This is a genomic window from Pseudomonas sp. Marseille-Q7302, assembly GCF_965111925.1.
The window spans coordinates 701,609-714,418 of the sequence record NZ_CBCOPK010000001.1; the positions used below are offsets into that span (position 1 = coordinate 701,609).

The 12,810-nt window shown below is 68.4% G+C and carries 11 protein-coding genes and 2 pseudogenes; 10 read left to right on the forward strand and 3 right to left on the reverse strand.

Annotation, left to right across the window (positions count from 1 at the left end; genetic code table 11):
* Positions 1-1,224 carry an MFS transporter gene (locus tag ACWPW1_RS03345; RefSeq protein ID WP_454252348.1) on the reverse strand — a complete coding sequence of 408 codons (1,224 nt, stop codon included), beginning with the start codon at positions 1,222-1,224 and terminating at the stop codon, positions 1-3.
* Positions 1,225-1,321: 97 nt separating this feature from the next.
* Between ACWPW1_RS03345 and ACWPW1_RS03350 the strand changes: the two genes are divergently transcribed.
* Positions 1,322-2,242 (forward strand): LysR substrate-binding domain-containing protein, encoded by a 921-nt coding sequence (locus ACWPW1_RS03350; protein ID WP_454252349.1) that lies wholly within the window; start codon positions 1,322-1,324, stop codon positions 2,240-2,242.
* A 38-nt stretch (positions 2,243-2,280) separates the two neighbouring features.
* On the opposite strand, the gene ACWPW1_RS03355 is transcribed toward ACWPW1_RS03350, so the two are convergent.
* A complete protein-coding gene (locus ACWPW1_RS03355) occupies positions 2,281-2,691 on the reverse strand; it encodes a DoxX family protein (RefSeq protein ID WP_454252350.1) in 411 nt (136 codons plus the stop codon).
* A gap of 300 nt (positions 2,692-2,991) precedes the next feature.
* On the opposite strand from ACWPW1_RS03355, the pseudogene ACWPW1_RS03360 reads away from it, so the two are divergent.
* The 8 genes and pseudogenes from ACWPW1_RS03360 (at position 2,992) to ACWPW1_RS03395 (ending at position 10,606) form a co-directional block, all read left to right on the forward strand.
* A pseudogene (locus ACWPW1_RS03360) lies at positions 2,992-3,413 on the forward strand (DoxX family protein).
* On the forward strand, positions 3,410-4,039 hold the full coding sequence (locus tag ACWPW1_RS03365) for an antibiotic biosynthesis monooxygenase (RefSeq protein ID WP_454252351.1): 630 nt from the start codon (positions 3,410-3,412) through the stop codon (positions 4,037-4,039). The pseudogene ACWPW1_RS03360 and the gene ACWPW1_RS03365 overlap by 4 nt, the downstream one beginning before the upstream one ends.
* Positions 4,036-4,854, forward strand: coding sequence for an alpha/beta fold hydrolase (locus tag ACWPW1_RS03370; RefSeq protein WP_454252352.1), 819 nt, complete (start codon positions 4,036-4,038; stop codon positions 4,852-4,854). The genes ACWPW1_RS03365 and ACWPW1_RS03370 overlap by 4 nt, the downstream gene beginning before the upstream one ends.
* 52 nt (positions 4,855-4,906) lie before the next feature.
* Positions 4,907-6,748: an amidohydrolase gene (locus ACWPW1_RS03375; RefSeq protein WP_454252353.1), complete on the forward strand. Its 1,842-nt coding sequence runs from the start codon at positions 4,907-4,909 to the stop codon at positions 6,746-6,748.
* 12 nt (positions 6,749-6,760) lie between these two features.
* Positions 6,761-8,356: an MFS transporter gene (locus tag ACWPW1_RS03380; protein ID WP_454252354.1), complete on the forward strand. Its 1,596-nt coding sequence runs from the start codon at positions 6,761-6,763 to the stop codon at positions 8,354-8,356.
* A gap of 47 nt (positions 8,357-8,403) precedes the next feature.
* Positions 8,404-9,027 (forward strand): isochorismate family cysteine hydrolase YcaC, encoded by a 624-nt coding sequence (gene ycaC, locus ACWPW1_RS03385; RefSeq protein ID WP_313647499.1) that lies wholly within the window; start codon positions 8,404-8,406, stop codon positions 9,025-9,027.
* 196 nt (positions 9,028-9,223) lie between these two features.
* Positions 9,224-10,132 carry a LysR substrate-binding domain-containing protein gene (locus ACWPW1_RS03390; RefSeq protein WP_454252355.1) on the forward strand — a complete coding sequence of 303 codons (909 nt, stop codon included), beginning with the start codon at positions 9,224-9,226 and terminating at the stop codon, positions 10,130-10,132.
* Positions 10,133-10,237: 105 nt separating this feature from the next.
* On the forward strand, positions 10,238-10,606 hold the full coding sequence (locus ACWPW1_RS03395) for a hypothetical protein (RefSeq protein WP_454252356.1): 369 nt from the start codon (positions 10,238-10,240) through the stop codon (positions 10,604-10,606).
* On the opposite strand, the pseudogene ACWPW1_RS03400 reads toward ACWPW1_RS03395, so the two are convergent.
* Positions 10,603-11,477, reverse strand: a pseudogene (locus ACWPW1_RS03400) (LysR substrate-binding domain-containing protein). The gene ACWPW1_RS03395 and the pseudogene ACWPW1_RS03400 overlap by 4 nt on opposite strands.
* A 103-nt stretch (positions 11,478-11,580) precedes the next feature.
* On the opposite strand from ACWPW1_RS03400, the gene ACWPW1_RS03405 reads away from it, so the two are divergent.
* Positions 11,581-12,768 (forward strand): MFS transporter, encoded by a 1,188-nt coding sequence (locus tag ACWPW1_RS03405; RefSeq protein WP_454252357.1) that lies wholly within the window; start codon positions 11,581-11,583, stop codon positions 12,766-12,768.
* The last annotated feature ends 42 nt before the right edge of the window (positions 12,769-12,810 follow it).

A 12,810-nucleotide genomic window follows, 5' to 3' on the forward strand; every position in this document is an offset into this window, starting at 1 on the left:
TTACACCTGACGCGGACGGGCAGGCCAGAGCCGTACCGCCAGGGCCAGCAGGGCAGTCGCCAGCGCCAGGCCGGCGACGCCATTCCAGCCCATGCGGGCCAGCAGCAGACTGCCCAGCGCCGCGCCGCTGGCCATGCCAATGAACATGCCGGTAAAGAGCACCGCGTTGAGGCGACTGCGCGCCTCGGGTTCCAGGCCGTAGACCTGCGCCTGGTGGGCGATCAGGGTGGCCTGGACGCCGAGGTCGAAGACCACCGTCGCCAGCGCCAGGAGCACCAGACCGGCCACGCCCGGCAGCCAGGGCAGCAGGAGCAGGCTGGCAAAGGCCGTGGCCGCCAGGCCGATGCCCAGGTGCGTCACCCATTCCGAGCCATGGCGATCCGCCAGGCGGCCGGCCCAGGGGGCGGCCAGGGCACCGGCGGCACCGGCCAGGCCGAAGGCGCCGGCGGCGGCGCTGCCCAGCTGGAAGGGCCCGGCGTGCAGATAGAGGGCGAGGGTCGACCAGAAGGCGCTGAAGCCTACTGACAGCAGCCCTTGCGCCAGGGTCGCCCGGCGCAGCGCGGCATGCCGGCGCCAGAGGGCGCCCAGGGAGCCGAGCAGGGCCGTATAGCTGAGTCGGGTGGTGGCGGCGAAGGCGGGCAGGCCGCGCCACACCGCCACGCCGATGGCGGCGATGCTCAGGGCGGCGAGCAGATAGACCGCGCGCCAGCCTAGCCACTCGCCCACCAGGCCGCTCACCACCCGCGACAGCAGGATGCCCAGCAGCAGGCCGGTCATCACCGTGCCGACGATACGGCCTCGCTCGGCCGGCGGCGCCAGGGTCGCGGCGGCGGGCACTAGGTCCTGGGCCACGGTGGCGGCCAGGCCGGTGACCAGGCTGGCCAGCAGCAGCCCATGCAGCCCGGGCGCCAGGCTGGCACCGAGCAGCGCCAGCAACAGCACGGCCAGCTTGGCCAGGATGATGCGGCGGCGGTCGAAGCGATCACCCAAGGGCGCGAGTAGCAGCAGCCCCAGGGCATAGCCGAGCTGGGTCAGGGTGGGGATCAGCCCCACGTCGGCAGCGGGCGCGGGCAGGGCACTGGCCAGGGTGCCCAGCAGGGGCTGGCTGTAATAGAGGTTGGCCACGCTGAGGCCGGCGCCGGTGGCCAGCAGGCCGAGCAGGGCAGGCGACAGACTGCCACTGTGAGGCGAGGTCTGGCTATGCGAGAGTGGAATGTCGGTCATGGCGATTCTCCGGGTAGAAAGACGATGAGCGCATTCTTCGCCAGAGTGGTCGCTGCTTGTAGCCGAACGCGGGGTACAGGGGGTATACGTAGGCCGTATGAACGCTACCTTTACCCATGATCGTCTCGACCTGCTGGAAACCTTCGTGCGCATCGTCGAGGCCGGCAGCCTGTCGGCGGCTGCACGTCAGCTCGGCACCACCCAGCCCACCGTCAGCCGGCGCCTGCAAGCGCTGGAGTCCGCGCTGCAGGTGCGCCTGGTGCAGCGCTCGACCCACGCCCTGCGCCTGACCGAGGATGGTCAGCGCTGCTACCGCCAGGCCCAGCAACTGCTCGGTGACTGGCAGGCCTTCGCCGCCGCCTTGCACGGCGCCCATGCCGAGCCCGAGGGGCGGCTGCGGGTTGTGATGCCCCATGCCTTCGGCCAGGAGCAGTTGCTCGATCCGCTGGAGACCTATCTACGGCGCTATCCGGGCATGCAAGTGGACTGGGTACTCAGCGACCGGGCGCCGAATTTCGTCGCCGATGGCGTCGACTGCGCCATCCGGGTGGGCGTGGTGGAGGACCCGGACACGGTGGCGGTGCGCCTGGGTGACGTCCAGCGCATCCTGGTGGCAGCGCCGGAACTGGCAGGAGCTCTTGCGGCACCCGAAGCGCTGACGGCGCTGCCCTGGATCGCCATGACCCAGTTCTACCAGACCGAACTGCGCCTGCAGCTCCGCGCCTCCGGCGAAAGCCGGCTCATCCCCTTGCGCCCGCGGCTGGCCACCGAGAGTCTCTTTGTCGCCCGTCATGCTGCGGTGCGTGGTCTGGGCTGCGCGGCGCTGTCGCACTGGATGGTGCGCGAGGACGTTGCCGCCGGTCGCCTGGTACACCTGCTACCCGAATGGCAGGCGGCGCCCCTGCCGATCTATCTCATCTATCCCTACGCCCGGGTCTATCCGGCGCGGCTGCGGCTGTTCCTCGACTTGGTGCGCGAAGCCTGTGCGCAGATGCTGGACGTGACAGCGCCCGCCTGACGGCAACGATCAGACAGGCGCTTCGCAGCCAGTGGCGATCAGGCCAGACGGGCCAGACGCTTTGGTCGCCGTCCATCCAGGCTCAGGGCTCCGGCACCAAAGGCCGCTACCTGCAACAGGCCGCCGGTGATGGCGATGTTCTTGAGGAAATGGATCAGCTGGTTCTGATCGGCGAACTGGCTGTGGAACACCGCGGCGGTCACCAGGGTGAAGCCAGCCATGGCGATCGCCACGGGGCGAGTGCGATAGCCGATCAGCAGGAGGCTGGCGAGGCCCAGCTCCACCGTCAGGGCGCCGAGGTAGGCCAGCTCGACGAAGGGCAGACCCATGGCGGCGATGTAGCCCTTGGTCGCCGCCGGGGCAAGCAGCTTGCCCACGCCGCTGAACAGGAAAAGGCTGGCGAGCAGCAGGCGGCCGGTAGTGGCGGTAAAGGCTTGGGTGGTGTTCATGATGACTGTCCTTTCCAGATCCGGCATCCGTCATGGATGCGATAGAGCTAGATTACTGTCCACTTAGCAGTCGATTAAGTAGCTTCCGTGCGTTTAATAGTCTCCAAAGGGTTGACTATGTAGGGTGTGCCGTCACCTTCTGTGACCTGAATCCATTCAGCAATACGCCACAGCACAGACGTACAAAAACCAGCACAGACGTCCAAGGCCGCTCACCGTCGTTCGGGCGAAAGTCCACCCCATCGACGGCTCGGGCATAGGTATCTCCCGCTGCCGACGCTGGCATCAGGAGGATGGGCCATGGGTAATGTACGGCTGGATCTGGGACTCTTGTTCCTGCGCCTTGGGGGCGCTGGAATGCTGCTGACGGTGCACGGCCTGCCCAAGGCGCTGCACTTTCACGAGCAGCTCGGCCTGATCGAGGACCCGCTGCACCTGGGGGCCTGGCCGACGCTGGGCTTCGCCGTCTTCGCCGAGGTGCTCTGTCCGTTGCTGATCGCCCTGGGCTGGGCGACGCGCCTGGCCTGCCTATCCTCGGGTTGCTGCTGATCGCCCTGCTGGTGGTGCACCTCGAGTGGTCTCTGGAGCAGGGCCAGTTCGGCTGGCTGCTGTTGGTGCTGTTCGGCACCCTGGCGCTCACCGGGCCGGGTCGCTATTCGCTGGAGGCGCGGCTGAGCGGGCGTCATGCGGCTCACGCGGGTTTCGCGAGGGCGTTGTCGTGAGTGCCGCGGTTGGACAGGACCTGCACCAGGCGCACAGTCGCATCGTCACCCTGGTGATCCGCCACCAGCCTCTGGCCGACCAACAGGACGCCTACCAGAGCTGGCTGCAGCGCGCGGTCACCGCTGCCCGTGACGCCTGTGGCCATCTCGGTGTGGATGTCATCCCGCCGGCCGAGGAGGGCGCTGCCTTCACCACTCTGGTGCGCTTCGCCGACGTCGAGCGGCTGCAGGCCTGGCTGGCCTCACCAGAGCGCCAGGCCTTGATCGCCGAGGTGGCGCCGCTGTTGCACGGAGCCGATGCGCCCGAGGTGCATGCCGACGCCGAGTTCTGGTTCAACCCGCCGCGCCCCGGGGTGCGCCAGCCACCGGCCTGGAAGCAGGCGGTGCTGACCTACCTGGTCATCGCGCCCCTGACGATGCTGATCCCGCCGCTGTGGCAGCCGCTGTTCGCGCGCTATCCCGTGCTGGCCGGCACTGTGCCGAGCAACCTGCTGATCACCCTGTGCATCGTGCCGCTGGTGGTGTTCCTGATCATGCCGAGGGTGAGCCGCCTGTGCGCGCCCTGGCTCAACGCCCGCTCGGGCGCCTTTTTCACTCCTTCCACCCACAGAGGCGAGCAGCCATGAGCACCTTCACCACCCGCGACGGCGTCGAGATCTATTTCAAGGACTGGGGCAGTGGCAAGCCCGTGCTGTTCAGCCACGGCTGGCCGCTGGACGCCGACATGTGGGACTACCAGATGCACCATCTGGCCAGCCATGGCTATCGCGCCATCGCCTTCGACCGGCGCGGTTTCGGGCGCTCCGGCCAGCCGTGGAATGGCTATGACTACGACACCTTCGCCGACGACATCAAGGAGCTGATCGAGCACCTGGATCTGCGCGACGTCACCCTGGTGGGCTTCTCCATGGGCGGTGGCGATGTCACCCGCTACCTGGCGCGCCACGGTTCGGCGCGGGTCGCCAAGCTGGCGCTGCTCGGCGCCGTCACCCCGCTGTTCGGGCAGAAGCCGGACTTCCCCCAGGGCGTCGACCAAGGCGTTTTCGACGGTATCCGCGGGGGTCTGCTGAAGGACCGCGCCCAGTTCCTGGCTGACTTCGCCCCGGTGTTCTATGGCACCAACCAGGGCCAGCAGGTCTCCGAAGGCGTTTTCACCCAGACCCTCAACATCGCCCTGCTGGCTTCGCTCAAGGGCACGGTCGACTGCGTCACCGCCTTCTCGGAAACCGACTTCCGTCCGGACATGGCCAAGATCGACGTGCCGACCCTGGTGATCCACGGCGACGCCGACCAGGTGGTGCCCTTCGCGACCACCGGCAAGCTGGCCGCCGAGCTGATCCGCGGCGCCGAGCTCAAGGTATACGCCGGCGCGCCCCATGGCTTCGCGGTGACTCACGCCGAGCAGCTGAACCGCGACCTGCTGGCCTTCGTCGCCGGCTGAGCCTTCCCGGGCGCCCTGCGCCCGGACTTCTGATCCTGGTCCCGGAGGCCACATGCAACACGCCGATCTGATCCTGCACAACGGCAAGCTCCACACCGTCGATCCCGAGCGCCCCGAGGCGACCGCGGTCGCCATCAAGGACGGCGTCTTTCTTGCCGTGGGTAGCGACAGCGATGTCATGGCGCATCGCGGCCCGGGCACCCAGGTGGTCGACCTGCGCGGTCGCCGCGCCATCCCGGGCCTCAACGACTCCCACCTGCACCTGATCCGCGGTGGCCTCAACTACAACCTGGAGCTGCGCTGGGAAGGCGTGCCCTCGCTGGCCGATGCCCTGCGCATGCTCAAGGACCAGGCCGAGCGTACCCCGGCGCCCCAGTGGGTGCGGGTGGTGGGCGGCTGGAACGAATTCCAGTTCGCCGAGCGCCGTCTGCCGACCCTGGAAGAGCTCAACCAGGCCGCGCCGGACACCCCGGTGTTCATCCTGCACCTCTATGACCGGGCCCTGCTCAATCGCGCCGCCCTGCGTGTCGTGGGCTACACCAAGGACACGCCCAATCCGCCAGGCGGCGAGATCCAGCGCGACGCCCGGGGCGAGCCCACCGGCATGCTCATCGCCCGGCCCAACGCCATGATCCTCTACGCCACCCTGGCCAAGGGGCCCAAGCTGCCGCTGGAATACCAGGTCAACTCCACCCGCCAGTTCATGCGCGAACTCAATCGCCTGGGCCTGACCAGCGCCATCGACGCCGGCGGCGGCTTCCAGAACTACCCGGACGACTACCAGGTCATCCAGGAGCTGGCCGATGCCGACCAGCTCACCGTACGCATCGCCTACAACCTCTTCACCCAGAGGCCCAAGGAAGAGCTGGCCGACTTCAGGAACTGGACCAGCAGCGTCACCCTGCACCAGGGCACCGACTTCCTCCGCCACAACGGCGCCGGCGAGATGCTGGCCTTCTCGGCGGCCGATTTCGAGGACTTCCTCGAACCGCGCCCGGACCTGCCGCCCACCATGGAGGCCGATCTGGAACCGGTGGTGCGTCACCTAGTGGAGCAGCGCTGGCCGTTCCGCCTGCACGCCACCTACGACGAATCCATCTCGCGCATGCTCGACGTCTTCGAGCGGGTCAATCGCGACGTGCCCTTCAACGGGCTGCCCTGGTTCTTCGACCACGCCGAGACCATCAGTCCGCGCAACATCGAGCGGGTCAAGGCCCTGGGCGGCGGCATCGCCATCCAGGACCGCATGGCCTTCCAAGGCGAATACTTCGTCGACCGCTATGGTGTCAAGGCCGCCGAGCAGACCCCGCCGATCCAGCGGATGCTCGCCGAAGGCGTACCGGTAGGGGCGGGGACCGATGCCACCCGCGTCTCCAGCTACAACCCCTGGACCTCACTGTACTGGATGGTCAGCGGCCGTACCGTCGGCGGCCTGGCGCTCTATCAGGAGGGCCTGCCGCGGGCCACCGCCCTGCAGCTGTTCACCCAGGGCAGCGCCTGGTTCTCCTCGGAACAGGGCAAGAAGGGCCAGCTGCGGGTGGGCCAGCTGGCCGACGTGGCAGTGCTCTCGGCGGATTTCTTCACCGTCGAGGAAGAGGCCATCAAGCACCTGGAGTCGGTGCTGACCGTGGTCGGCGGCCGCATCGTCCATGGTGCCGAGGAGTTCGATCGCCTCGGCCCGGCGCCCTTGCCGGTCACGCCGGACTGGTCGCCCGTGGTCAAGGTGCCCGGCCACTGGAAGCCCGGCGCGCCCTTGCAGGCCGCCGTGCACCAGTGCGCCGGCGCCTGTTCCGTGCATGGCCACGGCCATGAGCGGGCGCGCCATAGCAAGGTGCCGGTGAGCGACTTCAGTGGCTTCTGGGGCGCCTTCGGCTGCTCCTGCTTCAGCTTCTGAGGAGCGTCCGCCATGACCGCCGCCGCCCTGACTCCTAACACCGCCTCGCCCTGGCAGCCACTGCGCCAGCGCACCTTCCGCTGGCTGTGGCTGGCCAGCATCGCCTCCAACATCGGTACCTGGATGCACGAGGTGGGTGCTGGCTGGCTGATGACCTCGCTGTCGGCCAGTCCCCTGGCGGTGGCCCTGGTCCAGGTGGCGGGGGCGTTGCCGATGTTCCTGCTGGCACTGCCGGCCGGTGCCCTGGCCGACATCGTCGACCGCCGCCGCTACCTGCTCGGCGTGCAGCTGTGGATGGCCACGGTGGCCCTGGCTCTGGCCGGGCTGACCCTGGCCGGCTGGATGACCGTACCGCTGCTCCTGGGGCTGACCCTGGCCATGGGCGTGGGCACGGCGCTGATGCTGCCGGCCTGGTCGGCGCTGACGCCCGAGCTGGTGGACAAGCGCGAGCTGCCGGCGGCCATCGCCCTGTCCAGCCTGGGCATGAACGTGGCCCGTGCTCTGGGACCGGCCCTGGCCGGGGTGCTGGTCAGCCTGGCCGGTCCCTGGCTGACCTTCGCCCTTAACGCCGTTTCCTTCCTTGCCGTGATCGTCGCGCTCCTGACCTGGCGGCGCCAACCTGCAGCCGCCGTGCTGCCCGCGGAGCGCCTCCTGGGCGCCGTCCGGGTCGGTTTCCGCTATGCCCGCAGCTCGCTCCAGCTGCAGGTGGTGCTGGCCCGGACCGCCGCGTTTTTCCTCGGCGCCAGCGCCGGCATGGCCCTGTTGCCACTGCTGGTGCGCCAGGCTCTGCAGGGCACCGCCCTGGATTTCGGCATCCTGCTCGGGTGCGTCGGCCTGGGTGCCATCGGCGGCGCCATGCTCCTGCCGCGGCTGCGCGAACGGCTGTCCAGCGACCTGCTGGTGGCCGGTGCCAGTGCGCTCTATGCCGGCGTGCTGCTCGGCCTGGCCTGGATTCGTGACTTCGCCTGGCTGCTGCCGGTCATGCTGGTCAGCGGCCTGGCCTGGATCGCCGTGCTCTCCAGCCTGCAGGTGGCGGCCCAGACCGCCGTGCCCGGCTGGGTGCGCGCCCGTGCCCTGGCCGTCTACATCCTGGTGTTCTTTGGCACCAGCGCCCTGGGCGGCTTGCTCTGGGGCTCCCTGGCCAGTCACTTCTCCCTGAGTCTGGCGCTGAGCGCGGCGGCCGTGGTGCTGCTGGCCGGGATCGGGCTGACCTGGCGCCTGCGTCTGCCGGTCACCCCGGCGGCCGATATCGCCCCTTCGCTGCACTGGCCGGCGCCGATCCTCGACGACTCCCTGGATCGCGAACGCGGTCCGGTGATGGTCACCCTGGAGTACGACATCGCCCCCGAGCATGGTCCGGCCTTCCGCCAGGCGATGCAGGCGGTCGGCGCCATGCGCCGGCGCAACGGTGCCTTCTCCTGGGCCCTGCTGCAAGACAGCGCCGAACCACGCCGCTGGCAGGAATTCTTCTGCGATGAATCCTGGCTGGAGCACCTGCGCCACCACCACCGCGTCACCCAGGGCGAACAGCGCCTGGAAGCGGCGGCGCGGCAGTACCAGACCCCTGACGTACCCATCGCCATCCGTCATCTCCTGGGCGGCGCCTGACGCCGCCCTTCACCCCCAAGCACCACCACTCCCCCGAGGACTCCACCATGAGCAAGCCCTACAACCGTCTCGACAAGAACGATGCCGTCGTCCTGCTGATCGACCACCAGGCCGGTCTGATCTCGCTGGTTCAGGATTTCACCCCCAGCGACTTCAAGAACAACGTCCTGGCCCTGGCCAACAGCGCCAAGTTCTTCGGCCTGCCCACCATCCTCACCACCAGCTTCGAGCAGGGCCCCAACGGCCCGCTGGTGCCCGAGCTGGTCGAGCTGTTTCCCGAGGCCCCGTACATCGCCCGTCCCGGCCAGATCAATGCCTGGGACAACGATGACTTCGTCGCCGCCATCAAGGCCACCGGCCGCAAGCAGCTGATCATCGCCGGCGTGGTGACCGATGTCTGCGTGACCTTCCCGGCACTGGCGGCCATTGCCGAAGGCTTCGACGTCTTCGTGGTGACCGATGCCTCCGGCACCTTCGACAAGACCGTGCAGCAGGCTGCCTGGGCGCGCATGAGCGCCGCCGGCGTGCAACTGATGAACTGGTTCAGCGTCGCCTGCGAACTGCACCGCGACTGGCGCAACGACATCGAGGGCCTGGGCGCGCTGCTGTCCAACCACATCCCCAACTACCGCAACCTGATGACGAGCTACGCCAAGCTGGCCGCCAAGTAAGAGCCTATCCAAAGTCTGCTGCGCGTCGGCCAAACGGCGTTGAAGAGGCCTTCGGAATGCTCATTTACTATTTGTAAACTCCGCTTCCTCAGGCCTCTTCGCCTTGTTTGGCTCTAGCTCGCGAGACTTTGAACAGACTCTAAGGTAACGACAGTCAGGCGCCCCTCCCGGCGCCTGACCTTCGCGGAGGGATGCCGTGAATCGCAATGACCTGCGCCGCATCGACCTGCACCTGCTGGTGGTGTTCGAAAGCCTGATGCACGAGCGCAACCTTACCCGCACCGCGGAAAAGCTCTTTCTCGGCCAGCCGGCCATCAGCGCCGCCCTGGTGCGCCTGCGGCAATTCTTCGACGATCCGCTGCTGGTGCGCAGTGGCCGCGCCATGGAGCCTACGCCGCGCGCCCTGGCCATCCTCGCACGCCTGCAACCGGCCCTCGACGGCCTATCCAATGCCCTGAGCGAGGTCGACGACTTCGATCCCGGCGCCAGTCGCGCGGTCTTTCGCCTGGGCATGTCCGACGACGTCGAATGCGGCCTGCTGCCGCCGCTGCTGGCCCACCTGCGCGAGGTGGCGCCGCATTGCGTGCTGGTGGTCCGCAACGCCAACTTCCTGCTGCTGCCCGGCCTGCTTGCCAGTGGCGAAGTGTCCCTGGGCATCAGCTACACCACCCAGCTGCCGGCCAACGCCAAGTGCCGCACCCTGAGGCACATCCGCGCCCTGGTGGTGCGCGCCGACCGCGATCCCGCGCCCCTGACCCTGGATGACTATTGCGCGCGGCCCCATGTGCTGGTGTCCATGTCCGGCGATCTCTGCGGCAACATCGACGATGACCTGGCGCGCCTCGGCCGCAGCCGCAAGGTGGCACTGGGCGTGCCCCATTTCAACGGTCTCGGCGCCTTGCTGGCGGGCAGCGACCTGCTCGCCACAGTGCCCGACTATGCCGCCCGGGCGCTGGCCGCCAGTGGCAGTCTGCGCATCGAGGAACCGCCGTTTCCCATCGTCCCGGCCAAGCTGTCGCTGGTCTGGCGCGCCGCTCAAGACCTGGACCCAGGAGAGCGCTGGCTGCGCGGCGAGATCGTCAGATTCATGGGCGAGACGTCCTAGCGATTCGGGCTATCAGCGGCATCGATAAGCGCTATCCGCCGGTACGATTTATTGGCGAAGGGGTTGGCTTTCTAGGATGGCTGCATGTCTTCCGGAGCCCCTCCCATGAACCTCGCCACCTTCCGCAATGCCCTTCGCCTGCTGGCCTGCGCCGGCTTCCTTGCCCTGCTGGCCGGTTGCGCCAGTTCCCACAACGCCTATCTCAAGGACGGCCACACGGCCTACCTGGTGCAGTGCAACGGGGTGTTCGGCAGCTGGTCCGGCTGCGCCGGCGAGGCGGCCGCGCGCTGTCCCACCGGCAGCTACCAGGTCCTTGCCCGCAACCACCTCGATGGCGCCAGCGAAGCCCAGGCCGAGGCCAGCGTCGCCGATCAGTCCTATCCAGTGCGCAATCTGCTGGTGCAGTGCCAGGGCGAACAACTGGCCTGGCGGGTGGGTACTTTCGTCCGCCGTATACCGGTGAGCGAAGGCTAGTCCACCAAGGCTTCTTCCAATACCCGCAAGAATTCCCGCGCCGCCGGTGTCGGCAGCGGCGACCAGATCGCATGGACGTTACGCTGCGGGGCATCGCTGACCGGTACCTGGGCCAGACCCGCGAAGGTGATGGCGATACTGTGGGGCACCAGCCCGATCGCCAGCCCACGACGGACAAAGCGTTCCAGCAGCTGCATATTGCTCGTCTCGAAGCGCACGCGATGGGGCAGGCCCAGGGCGGCGAAGGCCTCATCGGTCTGCCGCCGCGCCCCGCTGCCGGCGGGCAGGTCCACCAACGGCAGATCCATCAGCTCATGCAGAGAGAGTCGCTCGCGTCTGGCCAGGACGTGCCCTGCCGGCAGCACCGCCACCAGCTCCTCGCTGAGCAGCAGACGGCTGGCCACCGCCTCCAGGGTCACCTGGCGGGACAGGCCATCAGGGCGAAATCCAATTGCCGCTCGCGCACCGCCGCCAGCAGCGTCTCGCTCTTGTCCTGGCGCAGCCGGATGTCCACCTGAGGATGACGGGCATGGAAGGTGGCCAGCAACTCGACGATATCCAGACGGGGCACCGAGGAGATCAGGCCGACCGTCAGGGTGCCGCGAATGGTGCCGACCGCGGCGGCCACGTCCTGCTGCGCCCTTTCCACCGCCGCTAGCGCCTGACGGGCATGGACCAGCAGGGCCTCGCCCGCCGGGGTGACGAGTACCTGGCGCGGCAGGCGTTCGAACAGGGTGGCGCCCAACTCGGCCTCCAGCCGGGCGATCTGGTGGCTGAGCGCCGACTGCACCACGTGGCAGCGTTCGGCGGCCCGGGTGAAGTGGCGCTCCTCGGCCAGGGCGACGGCGAACTCCAACTGCTTGAGATTCATGAATTCTATCTTGAAATGAGATCGGGATTATCTTAACGATTCATTTAACCGATAGCTGTTGTTGTCCGATACTGATCGGCCTTTCCCTCCCCGGACCCTGCGGATGTCGACTCCCACGCCACCCCTCAGCCGCTGGCTGACCCTGCTCATGGCGGTCGCCACCGGCATCGCCGTGGCCAGCAACTACTACAATCAGCCGCTGCTGCACACCATCGCCCAGCGCTTCGACCTCAGCTACACCCAGGCCGGCAGCATCGTCACCACCGCCCAGCTCAGCTATGCCGCCGGTCTCCTGCTGCTGGTACCCCTGGGCGATCTGCTGGAGCGCCGCCGGCTGATCGTCACCATGAGCGTGATCGCCGCCGCCGGCCTGGCCCTGAGCGCCACCGCCACCAGCCTGACCTGGCTACTAGTGGGCACCGCCATGACCGGGCTCTTCTCGGTGGTGGCCCAGGTGCTGGTACCCTTCGCCGCCACCCTCGCCGCGCCGGAGCAGCGGGGCAGGGCGGTGGGCACGGTGATGAGTGGCCTCATCCTCGGCATCCTGTTGGCGCGCACCGTGGCCGGGGCGCTTTCCTCCCTGGGCGACTGGCGCACCGTCTACGCCGTAGCGGCTGGCCTGATGCTGGCGACCGCCCTGGCCCTGCGCCTGGCACTGCCGCGCTATCAGCAGTCGGCGGGCCTGAGCTATCCGCGCCTGCTGGGCTCGGTGTTCGTGCTCTTGCGCGACGAACCCCTGCACCGCCTGCGTACCCTGCTGGGCTGCCTGGGTTTCGCCGTCTTCGCGGTGTTCTGGACGCCCCTGGCCTTTCTGCTGGCCGCCGAGCCCTATGGCTTCAGCGACGGTACCATCGGCCTGTTCGGTCTCGCCGGCGCGGTGGGCGCCCTGGCCGCCAACCTGGCCGGGCGCATGGCCGACCAGGGCAAGGGTGGTCTTGCCACCAGTATCGGCCTGGCGGCCATGGTATTGGCCTGGCTGCCCCTGGCCTTCGCCCAGACGTCCTTGGCGGCGCTGCTGCTCGGCATCCTGGTACTGGATCTCGCCGTGCAGCTCAGCCACGTCAGCAACCAGAACGTGGTCTACCGCCTCCGCCCGGAAGCCCGCAGCCGCCTCAACGCCGGCTACATGACCGGCTACTTCCTTGGCGGCTCGCTGGGCTCGCTGCTGTCGGCACGGTTGTACGAGCACTTCGGCTGGACCGGCGTGAGCCTGGCCGGCTGCCTGCTGGCGGCCACGGCGCTGGCGGTCTGGGGCCTGTTCCTGCTACGCCAGCGCCAGGCGCGGGCCTGAACGCCATCATCAGCGCGGTCGATGAGCGCTATCCCGAGGGAC

Bases quoted from the DNA above. Each gene is read 5' to 3' on its own strand.
- ACWPW1_RS03345 (WP_454252348.1), bottom strand. From the start codon at position 1,224: ATGACCGACATTCCACTCTCGCATAGCCAGACCTCGCCTCACAGTGGC.
- ACWPW1_RS03350 (WP_454252349.1), top strand. From the start codon at position 1,322: ATGAACGCTACCTTTACCCATGATCGTCTCGACCTGCTGGAAACCTTC.
- ACWPW1_RS03355 (WP_454252350.1), bottom strand. From the start codon at position 2,691: ATGAACACCACCCAAGCCTTTACCGCCACTACCGGCCGCCTGCTGCTC.
- ACWPW1_RS03370 (WP_454252352.1), top strand. From the start codon at position 4,036: ATGAGCACCTTCACCACCCGCGACGGCGTCGAGATCTATTTCAAGGAC.
- ACWPW1_RS03375 (WP_454252353.1), top strand. From the start codon at position 4,907: ATGCAACACGCCGATCTGATCCTGCACAACGGCAAGCTCCACACCGTC.
- ACWPW1_RS03380 (WP_454252354.1), top strand. From the start codon at position 6,761: ATGACCGCCGCCGCCCTGACTCCTAACACCGCCTCGCCCTGGCAGCCA.
- ycaC (WP_313647499.1), top strand. From the start codon at position 8,404: ATGAGCAAGCCCTACAACCGTCTCGACAAGAACGATGCCGTCGTCCTG.
- ACWPW1_RS03395 (WP_454252356.1), top strand. From the start codon at position 10,238: ATGAACCTCGCCACCTTCCGCAATGCCCTTCGCCTGCTGGCCTGCGCC.
- ACWPW1_RS03405 (WP_454252357.1), top strand. From the start codon at position 11,581: ATGTCGACTCCCACGCCACCCCTCAGCCGCTGGCTGACCCTGCTCATG.